20 protein-coding genes are annotated in these 21,736 nt (G+C 49.4%); 12 read left to right on the forward strand and 8 right to left on the reverse strand.

The window, feature by feature from the left end; translation table 11 throughout:
- Positions 1-24 precede the first annotated feature (24 nt).
- The 5 genes from ACFO5U_RS15545 (at position 25) to ACFO5U_RS15565 (ending at position 5,024) form a co-directional block, all read left to right on the forward strand.
- A complete protein-coding gene (locus ACFO5U_RS15545) occupies positions 25-948 on the forward strand; it encodes an ABC transporter ATP-binding protein (RefSeq protein ID WP_377279998.1) in 924 nt (307 codons plus the stop codon).
- Positions 945-1,724, forward strand: a complete 780-nt coding sequence (locus ACFO5U_RS15550; RefSeq protein WP_377279999.1) for an ABC transporter permease — start codon at positions 945-947, stop codon at positions 1,722-1,724. Before ACFO5U_RS15545 ends, ACFO5U_RS15550 begins: the two co-directional genes overlap by 4 nt.
- A gap of 380 nt (positions 1,725-2,104) precedes the next feature.
- Positions 2,105-3,139 (forward strand): SDR family oxidoreductase, encoded by a 1,035-nt coding sequence (locus tag ACFO5U_RS15555; RefSeq protein WP_377280000.1) that lies wholly within the window; start codon positions 2,105-2,107, stop codon positions 3,137-3,139.
- A 115-nt stretch (positions 3,140-3,254) separates the two neighbouring features.
- The gene (locus ACFO5U_RS15560) at positions 3,255-3,509 is read left to right on the forward strand and encodes a hypothetical protein (RefSeq protein WP_377280001.1); all 255 of its coding nucleotides are present in this window, start codon (positions 3,255-3,257) and stop codon (positions 3,507-3,509) included.
- 282 nt (positions 3,510-3,791) lie between these two features.
- The gene (locus ACFO5U_RS15565) at positions 3,792-5,024 is read left to right on the forward strand and encodes an AI-2E family transporter (protein ID WP_377280002.1); all 1,233 of its coding nucleotides are present in this window, start codon (positions 3,792-3,794) and stop codon (positions 5,022-5,024) included.
- A gap of 91 nt (positions 5,025-5,115) precedes the next feature.
- Here ACFO5U_RS15565 and ACFO5U_RS15570 read toward each other — a convergent pair whose 3' ends face one another.
- Complete coding sequence (locus tag ACFO5U_RS15570) at positions 5,116-6,012, reverse strand: sulfurtransferase (protein ID WP_377280003.1); 897 nt, start codon at positions 6,010-6,012, stop codon at positions 5,116-5,118.
- A 175-nt stretch (positions 6,013-6,187) separates the two neighbouring features.
- On the opposite strand from ACFO5U_RS15570, the gene ACFO5U_RS15575 reads away from it, so the two are divergent.
- The 7 genes from ACFO5U_RS15575 (at position 6,188) to ACFO5U_RS15605 (ending at position 14,321) form a co-directional block, all read left to right on the forward strand.
- Entirely contained in the window at positions 6,188-6,733 is a 546-nt protein-coding gene (locus ACFO5U_RS15575; RefSeq protein WP_377280004.1) for a DUF1697 domain-containing protein, read from the forward strand.
- 82 nt (positions 6,734-6,815) lie between these two features.
- Positions 6,816-7,556: an SDR family NAD(P)-dependent oxidoreductase gene (locus tag ACFO5U_RS15580; RefSeq protein ID WP_377280005.1), complete on the forward strand. Its 741-nt coding sequence runs from the start codon at positions 6,816-6,818 to the stop codon at positions 7,554-7,556.
- A gap of 249 nt (positions 7,557-7,805) precedes the next feature.
- Entirely contained in the window at positions 7,806-11,570 is a 3,765-nt protein-coding gene (locus ACFO5U_RS15585) for an AAA domain-containing protein (RefSeq protein WP_377280006.1), read from the forward strand.
- A gap of 4 nt (positions 11,571-11,574) precedes the next feature.
- The gene (locus tag ACFO5U_RS15590; RefSeq protein WP_377280007.1) at positions 11,575-12,324 is read left to right on the forward strand and encodes a hypothetical protein; all 750 of its coding nucleotides are present in this window, start codon (positions 11,575-11,577) and stop codon (positions 12,322-12,324) included.
- A gap of 168 nt (positions 12,325-12,492) precedes the next feature.
- Positions 12,493-13,131 (forward strand): DUF998 domain-containing protein, encoded by a 639-nt coding sequence (locus ACFO5U_RS15595; protein ID WP_377280008.1) that lies wholly within the window; start codon positions 12,493-12,495, stop codon positions 13,129-13,131.
- Positions 13,131-13,265: a hypothetical protein gene (locus ACFO5U_RS15600; protein ID WP_377280009.1), complete on the forward strand. Its 135-nt coding sequence runs from the start codon at positions 13,131-13,133 to the stop codon at positions 13,263-13,265. The genes ACFO5U_RS15595 and ACFO5U_RS15600 overlap by 1 nt, the downstream gene beginning before the upstream one ends.
- Positions 13,266-13,385: 120 nt before the next feature.
- A complete protein-coding gene (locus ACFO5U_RS15605) occupies positions 13,386-14,321 on the forward strand; it encodes an acetamidase/formamidase family protein (protein WP_377280010.1) in 936 nt (311 codons plus the stop codon).
- A 58-nt stretch (positions 14,322-14,379) separates the two neighbouring features.
- Here ACFO5U_RS15605 and ACFO5U_RS15610 read toward each other — a convergent pair whose 3' ends face one another.
- From ACFO5U_RS15610 to ACFO5U_RS15640, 7 genes are all read right to left on the reverse strand, one after another.
- Positions 14,380-15,702, reverse strand: coding sequence for a CitMHS family transporter (locus ACFO5U_RS15610; RefSeq protein WP_377280011.1), 1,323 nt, complete (start codon positions 15,700-15,702; stop codon positions 14,380-14,382).
- 175 nt (positions 15,703-15,877) lie between these two features.
- Positions 15,878-16,591, reverse strand: coding sequence for a response regulator (locus tag ACFO5U_RS15615; RefSeq protein ID WP_377280012.1), 714 nt, complete (start codon positions 16,589-16,591; stop codon positions 15,878-15,880).
- Positions 16,588-18,234, reverse strand: a complete 1,647-nt coding sequence (locus tag ACFO5U_RS15620) for an ATP-binding protein (RefSeq protein WP_377280013.1) — start codon at positions 18,232-18,234, stop codon at positions 16,588-16,590. The genes ACFO5U_RS15615 and ACFO5U_RS15620 overlap by 4 nt, the downstream gene beginning before the upstream one ends.
- A gap of 128 nt (positions 18,235-18,362) precedes the next feature.
- A complete protein-coding gene (locus tag ACFO5U_RS15625) occupies positions 18,363-19,076 on the reverse strand; it encodes a hypothetical protein (RefSeq protein ID WP_377280014.1) in 714 nt (237 codons plus the stop codon).
- A 1-nt stretch (position 19,077) separates the two neighbouring features.
- A complete protein-coding gene (locus ACFO5U_RS15630) occupies positions 19,078-19,950 on the reverse strand; it encodes an ATP-binding cassette domain-containing protein (protein ID WP_377280149.1) in 873 nt (290 codons plus the stop codon).
- Complete coding sequence (locus ACFO5U_RS15635) at positions 19,950-20,324, reverse strand: GntR family transcriptional regulator (protein WP_377280015.1); 375 nt, start codon at positions 20,322-20,324, stop codon at positions 19,950-19,952. Before ACFO5U_RS15635 ends, ACFO5U_RS15630 begins: the two co-directional genes overlap by 1 nt.
- Positions 20,325-20,511: 187 nt before the next feature.
- Complete coding sequence (locus tag ACFO5U_RS15640; RefSeq protein ID WP_377280016.1) at positions 20,512-21,657, reverse strand: cysteine desulfurase family protein; 1,146 nt, start codon at positions 21,655-21,657, stop codon at positions 20,512-20,514.
- Between the last annotated feature and the right edge of the window lie 79 nt (positions 21,658-21,736).

Genomic DNA, 21,736 nt, shown 5'->3' on the forward strand with positions numbered 1-21,736 from the left:
TATCAGGTAAAGGAGAGGGTGATAATGGAGGCGGTCATAAGAATCGAAAAGTTAACGAAGCGCTATAAAGAAACGCAAGCCGTTAAAGATCTCTCGCTGACAGTGAGGAAGGGGGAAATCTACGGATTTATCGGATTGAACGGTTCCGGCAAGACGACCACCCTCCGCATGCTGCTCGGCATGATCAAACCGACTCGCGGGTCCTGCTTTCTGCTCGAGGAAAAAGTGAAGCTTTCTAATTATAAGTTGTGGGAAAAAGTCGGCTATATGGTGGAGACGCCGTATGCTTATCCGGAACTCACCGTGAAAGAGAACTTGGAGTTGATCCGCAAGCTTCGGCTGATTCAGGATACCCGTGCTGTGGATCATACCATCAGCGAGTTGCAATTAACACCGTATGCAAACCGCAAAGCCAAGCATCTATCTCTCGGAAATGCCCAGCGCCTCGGGTTAGCAAAAGCTCTCTTGCATCAGCCGGAAATCCTTATTTTAGATGAACCGGTCAATGGATTGGACCCGGCAGGAATTGTGGAAGTAAGGGAATTGCTGCGGAACTTGGCGAAAAATAAAGGCGTAACCATTTTTCTATCGAGCCATCTTCTCAGCGAAGTGGCGCTGATTGCAGATAAAATCGGAATCATCCACCACGGCCGTTTGATTGAAGAATTCGAAGCGGATCGATTGGAAAGTCTGATTGAGCGCAAACTTTTAATTGGCACTCGACAAAATGAAGCGGCGGCTAAGGCTTTGGCATCGCAGGGCATAGCTTGCCGAATCGGAGAGCGGGGATTCCTGGAAATCAGCGGCAAGGATATGTTGGAAAAGCCGGAAACTGTTTCTGGAATATTGGTGAACAATGGATTTTCGCTTATTCATATAAGTGTTGAGGAAGAATCGTTGGAAGCTTATTTCCTGAGATCCATCCGAAAGGAGTCCGGGGAACCATGAGGCACTTTACAGCAGCGTTGGATGCAGAAAATATAAAAATCAGGAAATCCAAAATGATCTGGATCACACTTGCGATTTTTACCTTGGCGCCTTTGATGGGTGGGTTTTTTATGTTTGTGCTGAAAGATCCTGAACTGGCCAGAAGTTCGGGCTTGCTTGGTGACAAAGCACAACTGCTTGGGGAAGCGACGTGGCCAGCATTTTTCAGCTTACTCGCCCAAATCATTGCGGTGGGGGGGATCATTGTTTTCGGTTTTGTTACGAGCTGGGTGTTCGGCAGGGAATACGCAGACCGGACAATTAAAGATCTTTTGTCATTGCCCGTCCATAGAACGCTTATCGTCATCGCCAAGTTCGTCACTGTCCTGGTCACGTGTCTGCTGTTGAGTTTATATGTGATTGCCATCGGCATGTTAGCCGGCATGGTAGTTGGACTTCCGGACTGGTCTTATGCAACAGCGGTGGATGGATTTTATCTGCTAGCGTCCACTACCGCATTGACCTTGGCGTTGAGCCCACCTGTCGCCTTTTTCGCTTGTTACGGAAAAGGATTCTTGGCGCCGGTCGGCTTTGTCATTTTTATGGTCGTGTGTGCGCAGATTATTGCCGCTATCGGCTATGGCGAATATTTCCCATGGGCTGTCCCAGCACTGTTCAGCGGTATGACGGGAATAGAGGGCGGTTTGGAATCCAGCAGCCTATTGCTTGTCCTGCTGGTTGGGGTTGTAGGCTTTTCGACAACACTTGTGTGGTGGCTTTTTGCGGATCAGTATTGATGAAGCAGAAAACGGGGGGCTGAAAACAGAGGGACAGCGTATAACAGCAGCTGCTTAATCCGGTAATTGGGGTATTGAGTATAACGGAAGTTACTTTACTTAATGATCTCAAATATATAAAGATTCTCCGAAGCAGATAAAGCACCTTTGCGTTGTATAGGTCGGACGTTTTGCAGACGGCTTTTGAGTTGTTCAAGGTTTGCTCCTAGGAAATGGAACTAAAATACAATGCAATCTATTTTAGGATGATCCGTTTAATTGAATTCTGAGTCAGCGCATGGAAAGTAGAGTGGAGGATTTTTGAATCCAGGAGTGAATATCCTTGTGATAAAGAAGGATTCCATGCAACAGGTCAGCTAAACTGAATAGGGGGAAAGTAAATGAAAATTTTAATCCTTGGCGGCACCCGTTTTTTAGGGCGTTTTATCGCGGAAACCTCGCTGCAGCGAGGGCACGAAGTTACCTTATTCAACCGCGGAAAAGAAAATCCGGATCTTTTTCCGGAGGCAGAGAAATTGATCGGCGACCGCAATGGCGATTTGCATGCGCTCGAAGGCAAGAAGTGGGATGCGGTCATCGATACATGCGGCTTTGTGCCGCGTACAGTCCGCGAATCGGCGCAGCTACTCGCGGGAAATACTGGGCATTACACGTTCATCTCAAGCGCGTCAGTTTATGACGAATTGGAGCGGCCGGGAATCGATGAAAATCATCCCGTCAGCAAACTTTCGCTTGAACAAGCCGAAGAAATGACAAAAGGGACGGCGGGTCCGATGAACAATGAATACTACGGCGAATTGAAGTTTTTATGCGAGCAGGAAGTGGAGAAAGCTTTTCCAGGGCAAAGCCTCATCATTCGGCCTGGCTTGATTGTCGGGCCTTATGATTTTTCGGGACGCTTCAGCTATTGGGTAAACCGCATCGCACAAGGTGGCGACGTACTCGCACCCGGGCGCAAAGATAAGCAAGTGCAGTTTATCGACGTACGCGATCTGGCGGAGTGGATCGTTCGCATGGTTGAAGAAAAGGTCACGGGCAAGTTCAATGCAACCGGTCCTGAAATCTCGTTGACGATGGAAGCTTTATTGGAGGAATGCTGTGTGGTTTTGAACACCGGAGCCGAACTGGTGTGGGCAGACGAAAGCTTTTTATTAGAGAACGATGTCGGGTTTTGGATGGAACTGCCGTTATGGATTCCAGACCGAGAAAAGATGGAAGGCTTCCTCGCGCTCGATATCCGAAAAGCGCTGAAAGCTGGCCTCACGTTCCGTCCACTATCGAAAACAATTCAAGATACGCGCGAATGGGAAGCAGAGCATGCGGATCTAGAACGGAAAGCTGGACTTAACCGAAAGAAGGAGAAGGCGCTAGTGAAATTGTGGAAAGGCAGGATGGAAGATTCGGCTGACTCATAAAAAATCAAGGTGAGTTCAAGATGTTTTTTAAAGAATATCATGAAGTTTAATTGGAAATTATAAGGGGAAATATAAACGTATATCCATTAATCTGGAAAACCAGAGGAGGGCAACGATGAAGAAAACTTTCGATGTTACTCACGAAGGCCGCCATATTCTAGTCGAAAATCGCTGGTTCCAAGGAGAAAAGCTATATGTAGACGGAGAGTTGCAAGATGAAAATCTGGGGCTTAGCTTTCGGGGCGATTTGAACGGCAAGATGAAAAGCACGGATGGCTTTAAAAACATCAAAGTCGCTGTCGGCGGCTTTTACAAAATCCATTGCAAAGTGTTTGTCGAAAACGAACTGATTTATTCCAGTGAAAAATAAATGGAGTTAAAGCAAAGAGAACCATCCCATTCTGGCCGCGTTTCGCCGCAATGGGATGGTTTTTGTTTGGGCGGGCAATATTCCTGCTAAGTTCTACAAATTCCTGATGCCAGTTAGAGGCTTTTTTGTCTTTTTAGAGAATGGTTATATAACTTTATTTATTGTGCTGAAGGTTATTAGGATGGGGTAAGAGCCATCAATATTTCGGAATGCAATTGCCGCTGCATGCCTATAGCGTTGACGATGATAATACAAGTTGCGCTTTGAGAGGGGTGGATTTCGATGGGGCAGGACAATAATCAAAATGTGTTCAGCCATGCAGCTTCCTGGTTTGTGAAGTGGGTGCTCAACAACAAGGCGGTATCGGTCCTGATCATCATTTTGTTGATTCAAGTGAATTTATTGCTGCTTCCGCGAATCAGTTTTATTTTTGATCCGTTGAGGGCATTTTTTAGCGTCATGGGGCTGCCGATCATTATGGCCGGGGTGCTGTATTATTTATTGAATCCGCTCATCGACTGGATGGAGACAAAGAATATCAAACGCATCGGGGGCATTTCCATCGTCTTTGTGGTGATTGTGGGACTGCTTGCCTGGGGCATCACGGCATTGATACCGGTCATCCGTGAACAGACTGTGAGCCTCTTGGAAAACTGGCAAGATTATGTAGACCGGTTTATTGCGCAAATCGATGCCTTCTTTCAAAGTGATTTATTATCGCAATTACAAATGCAATTGACAGGAAGTGAAGGGGGTTTTTCGGCGTCCATCACTGACCAAGCGGATGACGTCGTAGGGACGACTGTTACAGGCATCGGGAATGTATTCGGGGTTGTATCGACAACTGTACTCGCTGTGATCACGACACCGTTCATCTTGTTCTACCTGATGAAGGACGGACATCATCTGCCTTATCACATCATGAAGTTTGTGCCATCCAATATGCGCGAGCAAAGTTATTTATTGCTGCGTGAGATGAACCAGCAAATCAGCCAATACATCCGAGGCCAGTTGATCGTCGCCTTTTGTGTCGGGTTGATGTTTTGGATTGGCTTTAGCATCATCGGGCTTGAGTATGCGCTGACGCTTGGAATTTTAGCTGGTGCGTTGAACTTGATTCCGTTTTTAGGGACTTTTATCGCGCTTATTCCGATTGTCGTCATCGCCATTGTGGTGCATTCGCCGATAATGTTGATTAAGGTGCTCATTGTCTTCGCGATCGAGCAAGCCTTAGAAGGGCGTGTCATCCAACCGCTTGTGCTCGGCAGCAATTTGAATATCCATCCGGTCACCATCATTGCCGTTCTGTTAACGTCAGGCAGCCTGTTCGGCTTGCCGGGGGTCATTCTTGGAATCCCGGTTTACGCCGTGCTTAAGGTGATCTTTGTGCACTTTTTCGAATGGTACAAAGTGTATACCGGCCTATACGCGGACGATTACAATCCGGCTCCGAAGCCGCTTGTTTCAGAAAAGAAAAAGAAAAAAATGCTGAAGCGCAAAAAGAAAATGACTTGAGGATCGCGTTTTGTGCAAATTGCCTGTCAATCGACTCAAAGAAAAAAACTCCCGGACAGTTTTTGTCGGGAGTTTGGAGGGAAGATGGCTGTTAAGTTTCACTTTTCACGATTGGGCAGGACGGGTCGCTCGCCCATTCATTCATAGAGCCATCATAGACAGCAACGTTCGGCTGTCCGAGTTTGTTGAGCAGCAATGCACTCCACGTAGCGGCAATGCCGCCTCCACAATACGTGATGACTTTTTTATCGGGGTCGAGAGCCTGGCTCTTTTCAAAGGCTGCACGCAATTGGTCATCATCAAAAAGTGTTTTCGTCTGTTCGTCGGCATGGCTTCCGAAATAAACGTTTTCGCTGCTTGGGATGTGGCCGCTGCGCGGGTCGTCCGGCCGGTTTCCGCGGAATTCATCCGGCGATAGGCTGTTGATGAGGATAGTGTTTTCATCTTCGATCGCTCGTTGGACGTCTTCTTTTGTCGCGAGCATTTCGGTGCGACGCTGTCCGGTGAAGCTCGCCATCGGATAAGACGTTTTTTCCGCAGACAGTCTGCGTCCTTCCGCCTGCCATTTCTGCAAGCCGCCTTCTAGAATGGCGATGTGATCGAATCCTTCGTAGCGCAGCTGCCAAGCAAGTCGCGAAGCCCAGTAGGAAGCGGCGACCGATTCGCCGACGAGTGCGTTCTGGTCATAGATGACCGTATAAGTTCCGTCGCCGATGCCGAGCTGTGTCATTTTGTCGACGAACACGTCACGGGACGGGACAGTAAAAGGCAAATTCGCATCGGCAGCCGATAATTCTCCGAGCAAGTCTGCATAGACTGCTCCTGGAATATGGCCTTGTTCGTAGGACGCGCGACCCGATTCGACTTTGGGTGGCCCGCCGATTTCCGGGAAGTTCATGAATACTGTTGCGTCGGCAATCCGCAAGTCAGGATCCCCCATGCGCTCAGCAAGCCAGTCCGTGGTGACGATTAATGGAATATCATTCATTTTCGCAATTCCTCCTTGTCAGCTAGTGTCTTTACTTTACGCTTTTTGCCAATCAGCAGTCAAAACATTGGTATTCTGATGGGAATGATTGGATTGGTTTTTTGGAAGTTGGAATGTTTACCGGATTTTTCATTCAGCTAGATTCTTTGATTTTCTTCGTAAGGGGTGAATATTGATGATTTACACAGCACTGCTCAGAGGCATCAATGTCGGAGGCAATAATAAAATCGATATGAAACAATTGAAAAGTGCATTTGAACAGTCGGGGATGGATTCGGTGAAAACCTATATCAACTCCGGAAACATCGTCTTCACGGATGAGCGCCCGAAAGAGGAAGTCGCAGCGGTTTTGGAAGCGGCCATTATTAACAGTTTCGGGCTGCGCATCAAGGTGCTCGTTTACTCGCTCGATCAATTCCGCCTCATCGCGGAAGCGGTGCCGAAAGAATGGACCAATGACGATCAACTGAAAAGTGATGTGTTATTTTTATGGGAAGAAATAGATAGCGAAGCGGTATTGGATCAATTGCCGCTCAAGCCGGAAATCGACCGCATTCAATACGTGCCCGGAGCGATACTGTGGTCGGTCGACCGGAACAAGGTGACAAAGAGCGGGATGGCGAAAATTGTCGGAACCAAATTGTATAAGCTGATGACGATCCGCAACGTCAACACCGTACGGAAACTCCATGCTTTAATGAGTGATCTAGAAAATTCATGAATAAATGCCAATAACTCTTAAAATTACAGATAATTCTGATAGTATACTAAGTGAACACCTATTTGAATAGGAGGAGATATGGATGGATTTAGCAGGAAAAGTGGCAGTCGTCACGGGTGGGGCTTCCGGCATCGGGCTCGCAGCAGCAAAAGCGTATTTAGCAAAAGGCGCCAAAGTGGTCATTGCCGATTTTAATGAAGAGGGCGGCAAGCAGGCGGCAGAGAGCTTGAAGAACGATGGAGACATCCTGTTCATCAAAGTGGATGTAGCAAGCGAGGATTCAGTGAAGAGCATGATCGATTTTGCGATCGAGCAGTTCGGCACCATCGACCTGCTCGTCAGCAATGCCGGCATCGGCGCGCTGACGGAAACGCATGAGCTAAGCTATGAAGATTACCATAAAGTCATTGCGGTCAATCAGGACAGCATCTTCTTCGGCGCGAAGCACGCCATACGCCACATGATGAATAACGGTGGAGGCGCTATCATCAACACTTCCTCTATTCTTGGAAGTGTTGGCGAAGGGGCAGCGTTTGCCTATAACGCATCCAAAGGCGCGGTCAACCTCATGACGAAATCATTAGCGCTTCAATATGCCAAGCATAATATCCGCGTCAACGCTGTCGCGCCTGGCTATGTCGAATCCGGAATGGTCAGCCGTGAAGCACTCGGCGAAGAGTTTTACGGGCAGCTGGTCAGCAAGCATCCAATCGGCCGCATCGGCAAAGCGGATGAAATCGCCCACGCGATCATTTTCCTCAGTGAAAATGACTTTACTACCGGTACGACGATTCTGGTCGACGGCGGCTATACGGCGCAATAAAAAAATCAAAACCACCTCTCGATGATTTCTGGGCTTACCAAGCCTCGGGTCAACGGGAGGTTTTTTGATATCGCTTGAAAGGGAGGAAAAAGCTCGTATTCGACCGATATTTGAAAACTTGCTCTCTTAAAAATTCACAAGTTCATCAGCTAAAGACTGCTTATAGATGATATGATAAGATACAAACTCTCTTTCCGGATTGAGAGGCCAAGAGGATTTTTTCAGTTCTACAGAACAGGTGATGACATGATGGCAGCACAGACAAAAACATATAATACGTCTTTACGTTTAACTAAAACCGCATCAGAAAAAATGAGAGGGTTCGGCATTAGCGAACGCTCATTTTTTATGGCGGACAAACCGTTTCAGGTATTTCTCGAGCGCTATCCACAAAGTGCGGATGGCTCGCTTTCGGTTGCGCTGTTTTTCGGTCTTGAGGAAACGCGGAGATTGACGGATGAGGCAAATGGGCAGTTGATCGTCCTTCATTGTGTGTTCGCGAACCATCAGTTATTGGTGACGAATGTGACTTTACGAAAAGCCTATCAGGCACTTGGGACGAATTGGCAGCGCGAGGAGTCGATCGCGTTCAACAATTCACGAGATCCGGTGCCGGTGGCGTTCATCAATATGATCAACCGGATGACGCCGGCGAAAGAGCGTTCGGACTATGTGAAAAAGCGCATCTCGAGCTGGGAAGGCTATTTGAAGATCCAAGAGCAAGGCATGGACATCCCAGACATCAAGACAGGCTATTCGAATTTGGCGTTCAGCCATGATTTCAGCCGCATCACATTGACCGGCTGCCGCATGAACGACAATGAATGGAAAAACCTGCGCAATTTGAGCGTCCGGCTGACCGGAATCGAAGGCGATGTCGGTTCCGTCACGAAGACGAAAAATCGCACCATCGAAGTCGAGCTCAATACATACATCATCAAGCAGCTGCGCGAAAAAGGGCACGCACTGTCGAAAAAAGAAGTCGTCTTCAGCAATTTTGCGGCACTCAGCCAAATCCGGCGTCTGCGTCAGGGCTTCACGAATCTCGAAAAGGGACTCGCGGTCAATCCGCAGCTCGACCGCTTGCTGTTTGAAGAGGAGCCGAAAGTCGCAGCACTCAAAGAGCTGGAGACATTAAGCTTCCACAACCGTTTGAACGAATTCCAGCAGCAAGCAGTCACCGGTGCGATGTCGGCGGAAGACCTATACGTCATTCAAGGGCCGCCGGGAACGGGCAAGACAACGGTCATTTCAGAAATCTGCTTGCAGAACGCGAAAAAAGGCTTGCGCACACTCGTCGCCTCACAATCGAATTTGGCGGTCGATAATGCGCTTGGGCGACTGCTCGCGCATAAAGACATCCGCATCTTGCGTGTCGGCAGAACGGAAAGCATCGAAGAAGACGGCAAGAAATTCATCGAAGAAAACGTCGGCCAGTATTGGAAAGACCATACCTTAAAAGAAATCACCTCGCAATATGAAGCGCGAAAGCTCCGCGGAATCGAAATCGACAAGAAATTGTCGGCGACAGCACAAGCATATGCAGAATTGCAGCCGGTCTTCGACCACTTGAAAAAAGCCGTGGAAGACAAAAAACAAGCGCAAAAACGCCAGCGTGAACTGCAGTCTTCCATAGAACAACAGCACAATCACATGCGTACATCCGAACTGGAAAAACAACAAGCAACCAACAGCAAACAACAAATTGCGGGGGAAATTGAAACGCTCCTGGCATCGATTGGTAAAACGCAAGAACTGCTCGATAGCGGCAAAGACGACGAGTGGTTTGAAAGCGAACAACAGCGCATTGCAGAAACGATCCGCCAGCTCGAACGCGCGCAACAGTTAATACGAGTGACAGAACAAATAACGGCATTGCGCCGTGACATGGCATCGGTCGAACAACAGCGCGACGATGTCATGGCGCTGGTGAACACTAAAGAAGCCGTGCTCGAGACAGTCGATAGCCTAAAGAAAGTCGACAGCTTGATGCAGGTGATGGCTGAACAACAAATCCAAGAAGTGCCTGCCATCACGTTTTCCCTCAGCAAACTGGACATGATCCGCGACAAAATGGCCGAGCGCAAAAAGCTCGAGAACTACAATAGCAGTGTCACATCGGCGATTGGCTATGTCGAAAAGCTGTTGGCACCTTCCGGGATGAACATAGCGCAAGTGAAAGAGCGCGCCTTAGCGCAAAGCGAGTCATTCACCTCAGCTGATATCGACCAGTTTCTTGACCAGTTGCGCGCTTTATTGAAAAGTTCGCAGCAAATCGATTCGGCCGTTCTCGCCAAGGCGTTGACGGGTCTGTACAAACGGCAAAACGATGTGTGGCGCAGAGGCGCGATGCTTAAAGCGTCAGAAGTGTATATCGACGAATCCAAGCGGGCGTTCGGGCAATTGAAAAAAGCTCTCAGCAGTGAACTCGACAAGCAGCACCAGCATTATCTTGCCTTGGATGAAAAAGGTCTCGAGCAATGGGAGCGGCAACGCTTTGAACTAGACCGGCTCGACCAGCAGGCGAAGCAATTGGCCGTGGCGATCGACATTCCGGCTGATATCGAACAAGCCATTGCCGAACAGAAAGCACAACTCGATCAATTAAAACAAGACCAGGCTGTTTTCAAACAAGCAGCAACACGCTTGGAACAACAGCAAGCCCAGCATGCGGAACAAACGAAGGCATTTGCTGTAACCGAATCGAAGATCATCGACATCGATGCAGAACTGGCGCAAGCGGCAGGGCGCATAGCGGTTAAAGAAAGAGAACTTGCATCTTTAAGTGAACTCCTCGCCTCAGACCCGCAAGCCGAGTACGAAGAGACGGCGAAGCAACTTGCGAGCCTGTCATTCGATCAAGAGTCGCTCAAGCAGGAACAGAAGAATTTGCCATTGCTGCAGTCGGTGCAAAAAAAATGGCTGGAATTATTGGAATCGGCGAGCGGCCACGATTTGGACGAAATCCGTAAACTGTACATCAAGCACGCCAACGTCATCGGAACGACATGCGTCGCATCGGCGCGCAAGGACTTCCAGGACAATTACCCCGTGTTCGATGTCGTCATCATCGACGAAGTATCAAAAGCGACACCGCCTGAACTGCTGTTGCCGATGCTTAAAGGCAAAAAAGTGATTTTGGTCGGGGACCATCACCAATTGCCGCCGCTGCTTGGCAATGACACCTTGGAAGAAACGCTCGAAGAAATGATCAAAGAAGGCAGCGGCTTTGAAGAAAAGCGCGAACTCGAAAAATTGCTCGAAGAATCGCTGTTCGAGCGCTTGTATAAAAACTTGCCGGAGTCGCACAAGACGATGCTCGCCATCCAATACCGCATGCATGAAGACATTATGGAAACGATCGCACCATTTTACAAACACGAGAACGTGCAATTGCAATGTGGGCTAGCGGATTCGGACAACGAGCGCGACCATTTCCTTGAGTCGGCATCGGTCAAGCGCGAAAATCATCTCATGTGGCTCGATTTGCCGAATGAACCGGCGTATTTCGAGGAGCGGATGAGCGGCGGGAAAAGTTTGTACAATCCATCAGAACTCTCGGAGATCAGCCGCTTGTTGGTGGAGCTCAACGAAGCGACCGGTGAAGCGAAACAGGCCGGTCGCATGGGCGAGCATGAACTGAAAACGGTCGGTGTCATCTCGTTTTACGGCGAACAAGTCAAAAGGCTGCAGCGCATGATCGACCAAGAGCTGCGCCTGCCTCACTTAACGATCCGTACAGGCACCGTCGATCGTTTCCAAGGCAGCGAAATGGAGATCATTTTGCTGAGCATGGTCAGAAACAACCGCGGCGACCGCGGCGACATCGGTTTCGCGAGAGATTACCGCCGACTGAACGTCGCCTTGTCGCGCGCCAAGCAATTATTGGTGATGATCGGCAGTTCGGAGATGTTCACGAAGCGGGCGAAAAAAGTGGAAACAAAGCAGATGTATCAGCACGTACTCGACATCGCCGAACAGAAAAACGGCGTGAAAGTGCTGCAGAAGGGGTGAGCAAGTGGACAAACTGAAGAATGATTTGCGGGCGGAATTGTTGGTGAATATGGACGTCTCGGTCCTAGGCGAGCAAATGTGGCAATTGCCGGTCGTCACTTACAAAATAGCTTTTGCGCGCGTCAAACGGCTCCAGATGGACATCTTAATGAAAATGCTCTTGCTCACGTTCCAGGAAGCGGATATCCGACGCCCTGCCCAGTTGGCCGAAATGCTGTTTGTCGAAGAACTGTTTATCCGTGATTTGATCGACAAAATGAAGCGCACCGAATTGATCCGTGTCGGTGCCAAAGGCTATGAGCTGACCGATAAAGGCCACGGACATTTGGAAAAAGGCATTTTCGAGGAAGAGATGGACGGGGGCGAAGCGCTGTTATCTTATAGCGCAGCGCATGATGAGTACCGACTGATAAGTGAAAGTGCACCAGAGTTGGACAGCAAGCTGGCAATTTACCGCTATGCAATAGAGGGCAAGGCGGATCACGGGCGCGTTTTCGAGCTGTTAACAGCAGAAAAGAACAGCACAGAAGAAAGCTATCAAGTCATCGTCACGGACGTTGTGCAGTGCGAGCCGATCGAAACTATAGCCATTCCATGCATAGAGTTCCAGCTATACGATCAACAACAGGATATCTTCTATGCGCGTGTATGGAATACTTCGATATCCACTTGGGATGAAACGCTCGAGAAGCAAATCGAAGAGCGGGAAGTCGTCCAGTGGCGAAAAGCAATGGAACAACCAGCGGAAATCTAACTCCTAAAACCAAAGCGCTCTGCATCGTGCAGGGTGTTTTTTCTATGCGGACAAGTAAAAGCAAAAATATTTCCAAAAAGAGTTGGATTAGGGATAATAAACATATGAAAACCAGTAATTGATCGTGAGCAGCGACATAGGGGAAGTTCGTTTGGGGAGGCCAAGCTTATGGCACGGAAACTAACGATTTTCGGAGCATTCGGTGTGTTTTTATATGTTCTCCACGTCGTACTTGGGGGATGGCTGTGGGAAGGGTATAGCCATCTCCAACAGCCAATCAGCGATTTGACGGCTCAAGGGGCGCAGGACCGCGTCTTATTGACCGCCATCACGGTTTTATATGGCATGTTTTCAATCGTGTTTGCTGTCAGCGTCTATCTATTATTGAAGCGTTTTGCGCCGAAGCTAGCCCGAATAGGCGCGCTCGTTTTCCTAGTGCTGCATGTGGTGTCCATCACGTATGGCTTGTTTCCGCAAGATGCAGGCGGTGCGGCGATGACATTCCAAGGAATCATGCATCTCGTGATTACCGCTTTGATCGTGCCGTTGACGATTCTTGCGCCGTTGCTCATCGGGTTTGGCTTGAGAAAAGTTCCCGGCTTCCGGAACTACGGGAATTATTCCATCATCACAGGGATTTTTATCCTGCTCGCCGGAGGCACCACGGCCATTTTTTTCGCTAACGGCTGGCCGTATTTCGGGCTGGTCGAACGGCTCAATATCGGCGCATTGCAACTGTGGATGCTGGTGTCGTCCATTCAATTTTTCACAGCCACTATTCCTCTACACAAAGGAGCTAGACATTGATGTTCTCGATTTTCAAAAAGAAATGCGCAGTATGCAAGCAAAAAGCAAAAGAGCCGCGCAAGTATTTCAATGACCAAAACGAGCCGGTTGTCGTTTGTGCTCATTGCGTATTGTATGCGCAGCGCTTAGAGTGAATGAAACCCTGCCATTTCGATCGGCAGGTTTTTTTGATTTCTGGCTCGATTCCAACATGCTTTGCGCGTTTACGGTTTCCGGTATAATCAAATGAACTACACATCAGGAAGGGGAAACTTATGAACCATACAATCGAGTTAAAGTCCGAACATCTCCATTCTTCGTTCAATAAGGAATACAAGCCGATCCTGATCGTCCGATCCGGAGACTCCATCGAGGCAAAAACGCCGGATATCCAGTGGGGCTATTCAGCGCATGAAAGCGAAGAGCGGACAATTTACAGCTCACGCGAGAACGAAGCAACGCTGGGCCATCCGCTCATCGGGCCGATTGCCATCGAAGGCGCCAAACCGGGCATGGTCATCGAAGTGCGCATCAACGAAACGATACCTGGCTGGTACGGGCGCAACTGGGCGGGCGGCACGCCGGCTTGGCAAAACCATATGCTCGGCATCGCCGACAGCGAGCGCCTCAAAGTGGACTGGAAACTCGATCCGGAACAAATGACCGGCAGCTGCACATTATCCGGCAAGAACTTCAGCGTGGCCTTATCGCCGTTTCTCGGGCTCATCGGCTTGGCACCGGGAGTGCCGGGTATGCACCGCACGTCCCCGCCATACCGGACAGGCGGCAATATCGACTGCAAGGAACTGGTCAAAGGCAGTTCGTTGTTTTTGCCGGTTGAAGTGGAAGGGGCGCTGCTGTCGTTCGGCGACGGTCACGCGCTGCAAGGCGACGGTGAGAATTCAGGCACCGCAATCGAATGCCCGATGGATTGCGCCAGCCTGACCGTCATCCTTCATCCGGAAATGACACTCAATATGCCCAAAGCGAAGACGCCGTCCGGATGGGTGACGTTCGGCTTTGATGAGGACTTGAATCAAGCGGCAGCGACTGCGCTTGATGAAATGGCCGGTTTGATCCAGCAATTTCATGCGGTTTCAAAAACCGAAGCGGTTGCGCTCGCAAGTGTCGCCGTCGATTTGCACGTCACTCAAATCGTCAACGGTGTCAAAGGGGTCCACGCCATTTTACCGCACGGGGCAATCCGTTAAATAATCAATTAAAAAGCTGTTCCACAGACGAAAAAAATCGTCTGTGGAACAGCTTTTCTTATACGACACCGATTAAGACAGAAATCACGAGCAAGACGATGCTAAAGCCCCACATGATGAAGAGCGAATAGCGGATGTGACGTCCCATCTCGAGTCCCGCAAGGCCGAGTGCGAGCCAAAGTGCAGGGGAGAACGGGCTGACGAACGTGCCGATGACATTGCCGATGACCATGGCATAAGCGGCCGACAGTGAAGATACGCCAAAGCCTGTGACGACTTGTTCGACGATCGGCAATAGCGCGAAGTAATAGGCGTCGGTGCTGAGCAGCAAATCAAACGGTACGCCGAAAAATCCGATGATCAAATGCAAATAAGGAATGACAAAGGCCGGCAGAATCGTCACGAGGTCATTCGCGAGCGAGTCGAGCATCAAAGTGCCTTCCAAAATGCCGAGGAACGATCCGGCGGCAAGAATGATTGCGGCCATCAAGAGTGCGTTCGGCGCATGGTCTTTGATGCGTTCCATCTGGTCTTTCATATTTGGGTAATTGAGCGGCAAGGCGATACTGACGCCGATCATGAAAGCGAGTCCTGCCGGGATGACGCCCCACACGAGGACGCCAATGACAGAAAGTGCCAATAAGGCATTGGCCCATAGCAGTTTCGGGCGCCGCAAAGCGGCAGCTTTTAATGATCTCTCGTCTTCGGCGCCTTCCACTAAGGGGTCAGCTTCCTGGTAAAGCTCTTTATTAAAGTCGCCGCGTTTGGCGATCAAGCGTTTTTCGCGGATGGCAAGCAGTACGGCAAGGCCGATCAATAGCACCAGCCCGATCACTTGAACTTTAATGAGCGGGCGCCACAATTCGGTGACATCCATGCCGAGCACGGCAGCGGTGCGGCCAAGCGGCCCGGCCCACGGCATCATGTTCATGATGCTTGCCGACATCCCGATCAATAGTAATAACAGGTATGGGTTCATTTTCAAGCGTTTGTATAAAGGCAAGAGCGCCGGGATGGTAATGAGGAAAGTCGAAGCGCCGGATCCATCGAGCTGTGCGACGGCGGCGATCAAGACCGTTCCGACTGCTACTGCGATGACGTTTCCTTTCGAGACGGCGATCATTTTATTGATGAGCGGGTCGAACAAGCCGACGTCTTGCATGATGCCGAAAAATAGGATGGCAAAGATGAACATGATGACGACACTGATGACGGATTCGATGCCGCTATTGAAAAAGTCGCCGATTTCGGCAAAATTAAAGCCCGCGACAAAAGCCGCAACAATCGGAACCAGAACCAGCGCGACAATGGGCGTGATTTTGTTACTGATGAGCAACGCAACGATGACGACAATCGTCATTAAGGCAATAATGCTTAACATAATGAATTCCCCCTAGGTGCAAAATGGATAGGAGGGTTATTTTGTAAACGCATACATAATGGCGTAAAAAATAAATCCCTCGACTTTTAAGTTATAAATAACAACTTAGCATAGAGGGATTTGAAAAATAAGATTATTCACTTAAGGCGACTAAAGAGCGTTTTGGTAGTTTTGTTCATTTTGTCCACGGGATATAGCGGCGTTCCGGGCGGCCGATTTCCCCGTAATTCAATTGTGCTTTTGCTTCGCCGCTTGCGACCAAATGTTCAAGATAGCGCCTGGCGGTGGAACGGCTGACGCCGACGGCTTTTCCGGCTTCCATCGCATTGATGCCGTCTTTTGCTGAAGCACCGAGAAACTTGCGTATTCCGTCCAATGTCAATTGATCGATGCCTTTTGGCAAACTTTCAGGCGCATCTGTTTCAAGATTAGTGAGAGCGGGCGGCGAGATACCAAATAACCGGTCGATATCCGCCTGTTCCCATTCGTCCTTATCGCCAAGTGCCAGCCACTGATCACGGAAACGCTCGAGTGCCAGAGTAAACCGGCTAAAATCAATAGGCTTGATCAAATAGTCAAAAATTCCGCCGCGGACGGTTTCACTGATGGTCTCGCGATCTGTCGCCGCCGTCAGCATGATGATCGCTACGCGCGGGAATTGTGTGCGGATTTCCCAGAAAAGTTCGAGCCCGCGACGGTCCGGGATGTACATATCAAGCAGAATCAAATCCGGCAAGTGGCTGGTGCTGCGTAAAAAAGCCATCGCCTCGTCACCGGTTTTGGCCATGTCGCTGACGGTGAGGCCTTCGACTTGGCTGGCGATTTCCCGGTTGATGTCCGCCACCCGGAAATCATCTTCTATGATAAAGACATGCAGTAACTCGTTCATGTTTGGTTCGCCTCTTTCGGTAAAGATACAACGAAGCACGCACCGCCGAGCTCACTTTCCTCGAGATGCACTTCGCCGTTCGCAGCTTCCGCGAGCCGTTTCGTCGTGCTCAAACCAAATCCGCGGCCCGCACTGTTTTTAGATGAAAAGCCTTCGTCAAAAAGATTAGGCACATGTTCAGGTGGGATGCCTGGGCCGGAGTCATCGATTTCAAAGACGATGTCGTCTCCGAAATCGGTGAAGACGAGGGAAATATGACGTTTATCAGACAGCTGCTGTTTCACCGCATCCAAGGCATTATCGGCCAAGTTGCCGATCGCCGAAAGAAGCGCCTGTCGCTGCGAGTCGGATAACTCCACCAGGAGACTGCTTTCGGGATCGATCGACAATTGCACTTGTTGCTCTCGCGCTTGGTGGATTTTACCGAACAATAGTCCGCTAATCAACGGGTCCGTCACTTGGCCAGCTAGCTGGCGCGACCAGTCGAGCTGGATGCCATGCTCGGTGCGGATAAAGTCGAGCGCGTCTTGTTTTTTATTCAAATGAAGCAAACCGGAAATCGTATACAGTTTATTGGAAAATTCGTGGGTTTGTGCTCGCAGTGCATTGGCGTATTGCTTTACTTGAAATAATTCTTTTGTCAATTGGTCGATTTCCGTTTTGTAACGGAACGTCGAGACGGCGCCGGCGAGCGATTGGTCGGAATAAATCGGGCTCGAGTTGACGTAGACATGGTGCTCTCCGTAAACGCGTTCTTTGTCATAACGGCTTTCGCCATGCGCCAGGATGTCTGGAAGGTCGGAAGAAGGCAAGACATGTTCGATCGGCTGCCCGATCAAAGGCTGCTGTTTGTTATCGCCGAACAATAGTTGCTGCGCCATTTGGTTGATCAGCGTAATGCGCCCTTGTTCGTTCACGGCAATAATACCTTCGTGCGTGGATTGCAAAATCGTTTCTTTTTGAATGAGCAGATGGGCGATTTCTTCTGGTTCAAGGCCGTGCAGCTTGCGCTTAATATACGAAGCGATGGCAATTGCCATCAACAAGGCGACCAAGCCGATAATGAAGAGCATCAACCAGACTTCTTCCGTATACTGGCCGACAAGCGATTGAACATCACCTGCTAAAAAGCCGACTGATACGACGCCGACAATTTCTCCATCGGACATCACCGGAACTTTTGCGCGCAACGAATTGCCGAGTGTGCCGGTCGCTTTCGAGATATAGGATTCGCCGCCCTGCAGCGCACGCTCGTTATCTTCACCGACCATTCTTTCTCCAATCAACTCGGGATTCGGGTGCGAATAGCGGATTTCCTCCTCGTTGCCGACCACGATGAATTGCGCATCGGTGGCCTCTAGAATGGGGGAGACGATCGGCTGGATGATGGCCGAGGGATCCGGGGCATCGAAGGCGTCAATGATTTCTGGATTCAGTGCCACCGCTTCAGCCACGCTTAAGGCTTGACCGCCCAGCTGATCTTCAGTCACGTTGCTGACGAAATAATTCAAGAACAAGCCGACGACAACTAAGACCGCAGCAATTAACAGAGCGATCAAGGCGATCATTTTGGTTTTCAATGAAAGCGCACGGACAGGTGCATCGTGCCGGCTGCGCTTCTCAACTGTCTTTTGTAGAAACATGTGGCAAGCTCCTTGTGCATAATTTCTGTAGCCATCATACCATAGCAGGCAAAGTGTATATGAAGCGGCACCATCAGCAGGGCAGTCTAAAAGCCTTGCCGCATCGATGGGCAAGGCTTCAGTAAGGTTTACATTTTGATGGTGACGCGTTTGGTCATCACCCGCATCGCCAAGAAAAGGACTAGGACCAAAACGGATGATCCAAGTGCGGTCAACCAGAAATCCGCATCGAGTGGATCATATGGCAGCCAAGCCATTGCATTAGCCGTAGTAGGCTTCCATAGATAATCATTCAGGCCGAAGACGACGAACGATAAGGCGATAAACCCGAAGCCGGCGATCCAGCCAAAGCGGTAATAGCCAATGCTGATGAGCCAGCCGGCTAAATAGAAAGTCAAAACGTTCAGGAACAGCGCGATGGCAGCCGCAAACCAGCCGCCTGTCGCTTCGAAAGCAGAGGCCGTGTCCAAAGTAACAGGCAATGCAACCGTCTCAGCAAGAAAATGTTGAATCCCGTTGATGACGAGTGGAACGATGGTGACGAATAAAGACAGGCCGACAGCAGCGATGGCAGTGCCGGCGTAAGAATCCCGTCGGCTGAGACCTTGCTGGATGTGGCGGCCCATGAACGCATAAGCGGTCATGATCCCTACAACCAACATGAAAATATTTACGGAATACTGGGAGAAGACGAAGAACCCTTCAATTTGATCGGTATCACTGTTCAACCAAAACACTCTTACCAAATGAATCGCGAAAAGGATTGAGAAAAACCACAAACTCCATTTGCACATATCGGAAAAGACAGCGGCTGCAACTCTTCTATAGCGCTGGGATACCATATTAGTTCGCCTCCTCGGTTAAATGGATAAATAGATCTTGAAGTGAAACCGGACCGATTTCGAGTCCTAACGCATGTGCTTCCTGGCGTTTGGCGTCATCGAGATCGCCATAGACCATGACGGATTTGGTCCCGCCTAGCTGTTGCTCGTTTAAGCGTTTCATATCAGATGTGAATGCATCCACCTGCTCGGCAGATCCCGTGATGGACGCCCCACGTGATGACACGGTTTCATATGGTTCGTTCAATAACAATTTGCCTTGATCGATGATAACCACATGGTCGAACAAATAATCCATCTCTGATACCAAATGGGTCGAGAGAATAAATGTCCGGGTGTGTTCTTCCTGATCCTTCAATATCTCTTTATAGAAAATCTCGCGTGCCGGTGCGTCCATGCCGAGATAGGCTTCATCGAAAATCGTAACGGGCGCGCGGCTGGCAAGGCCGATGATAACGTTTAACGCAGACTGCATGCCTTTAGATAATTTATTGACAGGTTTGTTGACCGGTAGTTTGAAACGTTCGATCAATTGTTCTGCGTACTCCATGTCAAAGTGGGGGCGGTAATGGGAGGCAAGTGCGATTAACTTTTTCGCTTTCTCGGTTTCCTCCTTATAGTCCTTGTCGTAGACGAAAGCAACTTGCTCCATCTTTTCCGGATTCTCAAATACCGGGGAGCCGTCGATTAAAATCTCGCCGAATGTAGGTTGGCGAAAAGCGGCAATTAACGACAACAAAGAGGTCTTACCGGCGCCATTTCGGCCGATCAACCCATGGATTTTTCCCGCTTCCAATGTCAGCGATACATCTTTCAAGGCTTCAAACTTTTTGAATTTCAATGTTACGTGATTGAGCTGGACTGAAGCTGTCATCATGCATCACGTCCTTTCGTGGATTTGATCAGTTCGATGATTTCGTCTTCTGTGATTCCTAGCTTTTCGGCTTCTTGGATGAGTCCGGTGACGTAATTGTCGACAAATGCTTTTTTGCGTTGCTTGACTAAAGTTTTCTTCGCACCTTCTGCTACAAACATGCCGATCCCTCGCTTTTTAAATAGTATTCCTTCATCGACGAGCTGAGTAATGCCTTTTGAGACAGTTGCGTGATTGATTTTATAAAAATTGACCAATTGATTGGTGGACGGGGCTTGATCGCCTTCTTTTAATTGATCGTTAACGATTTGGTCTTCGATCAATTCGCGGATCTGCAAAAACAATGGCTTTGTCGAATCGGATGGGTTGATCATGAAAACACCTCCTTGAATGATTTGGTGTAATGGTTATATGCTTATGTGTATAACCATATAACGTAATTGTTTTTTTGTCAACACAGCAGATTTGAAATGGTTCTAAAAATTTTCCAGAAAAAAGAAGCCGCAATCGCTGCGGCTTCTGATGCTCAAACGTATCAAATTAGGTGAATAGTGAATCCGTTCAATGGAGGCGAGCAGATTCTGGCGTTTTATTGGCTATAGAATCTGCCACCACTTGAAGAAACGCTTCCACTTCATGTTCCGTTGTATTTTTGTTGAATGAAATGCGGACGAATTTTCTTGCTGCATCACTTTCTATGCCCATCGAAAGCATGGCTGACATCGCTTCTCCGAAACCGATCTTACAGGCCGTGCCGGTGGAAATGGCGATTTGGTGCCGATTGCAAGCGAGCATCATCCATTGCCCTTCGACATGCGGCAAAACAAGTCCCTGAATGAACGGGGATTTTGATGAAAGCTCGCCCGTCAGCACAACGCCCTCCGGCAAATGTTCCACAAGATACTGCTGCAACTGGCGGGCATGCTCATAAGCGTGGGGCTGTTCGCGAACGGCCAGCTTTGCCGCAATTGTCGCCGAGACGATTGCCGGTACGTCGATGGTACCTGCCCGAAACCCCGCTTGATGCGTCGTTCCTTCGTAGACTGATTCCCAGTGTGCTGCGGGATCAAGGTAAGCGATGCCGACACCTTTAGGGCCGCCGATCTTATGCGCCGAACAAACAGCGGACGTCACACCGATAGCGCCGAGGTCAACAGGGAGCTTGCCGAAACCTTGCACAATATCCGAATGGACCGGAACGCCGAATGTGCGGGCGATGCGAGCGCATTGTTCGACCGGCTGCACTGCACCCATCTCCGAATTGACGAGTTGCATAATGACCAATGCCGTTTCCTCGCTCACTTTCTTCTTGAACTCATCCATGTCTACGCGGCCGAAACGATCGACCGAAATCCAGTCGATCACGTAGCCTTCTTTTTCGAGCTCGTGAAGTGTGGTGAGCACGGAAGCGTGTTCGAGTTTCGTCGAGACGATGGTTCGGCATTTGTCAGGCCGCCCTCTCAACAACGACCGGATCGCCAGCTGGTTCGCTTCCGAGGCGTTGCCTGTGAAATAAATACCACCAGCGCGTACGTTCATTAGCTGCCCCCAGATCTTGCGGCAAGAAGCGACATACTCCGCCGCTGCAGATCCTGCATCGTGAAGGCTTTGTGTGTTGCCAAATGCTTTTTTGGCAGCTTCTGCATAAGCGTCGATTGCCTCTTGCCTCATCGGAGCCGTGGCTGCCGAGTCCAAGTAAATCATCATTTCCCATCAACTTCTTTCCATAGCCGACTTTATTCTTGTAATCACTGTATCTTTATGTCATTAATAGTGTCAAGACACT

Source organism: Planococcus dechangensis (genome assembly GCF_042654465.1).
GTDB lineage: Bacteria > Bacillota > Bacilli > Bacillales_A > Planococcaceae > Planococcus > Planococcus dechangensis.